This is a genomic window from Oleiphilus sp. HI0067 (assembly GCF_001635735.1).
Genome location: NZ_LWFI01001225.1, coordinates 1 through 708, shown reverse-complemented (window position 1 = coordinate 708; position 708 = coordinate 1). Strand labels below are relative to the sequence as shown.

The window sequence follows — 708 nt, the reverse complement described above, 5'->3', positions numbered from 1 at the left end:
TTATCAAAAATTATTTAGATGTTAGGCGTGATCTGCGTGCTCAGCGAAAGTTGGAGCAGGATATTATCCGCAGACAACAAGAGCGCGAAGCCAAACACGAGGCCTTGAAAGAACCGGTTAAGACATTGTCTGAGTCGAAGGCGAGCGTCGAGAAAGTGAAAGAGAAAAGTGCTCCTGCGCTTAAAAAGGTCTTAGGTTTAGCTAAGAAAGCACCGACAGAGACTGAAACTCAGGAAAAAGTCGAACCAAAAGTTTCGCCAAGCACTGATACCGTTGTGATTCAGCAAAAGAAAAAGTCTGCGGCTGAGGCAGAATCAGATGGTAAGTCTATTAAAATTTCTCCGTTTGTTAAGAAGAGCAAACAAGGCAAGCGCCTCGAAGAAGAGCAACAGGGTAGTTTGTTTATTGGACAAGAGTCTGCTTTACCCTCATTAACGCTTTTAGACCCTCCTGAGAAAAACAAAAAGGTAGGGTATTCGCCCGCAGACCTTGAAAGCATGTCGCGCTTGCTTGAAGTGAAACTAGCTGATTTTGGGGTGAGTGCAGAGGTTGTCGAAGTTAACCCCGGCCCTGTAATTACACGTTTTGAAATTCAACCCGCGCCTGGCGTGAAGGTGAGTAAGATTAGTAATCTTGCGAAAGACCTTGCGCGTTCATTGGCAGTAATGAGTGTTCGTGTTGTCGAGGTTATACCTGGGAAGTCAGTGA

General features: G+C 45.3%; 1 protein-coding gene. It reads left to right on the top strand.

The features are described 5' to 3' along the window. A partial coding sequence (locus A3739_RS30970; RefSeq protein ID WP_304440289.1) for a DNA translocase FtsK occupies positions 1-708 on the top strand: 708 nt, incomplete at both ends.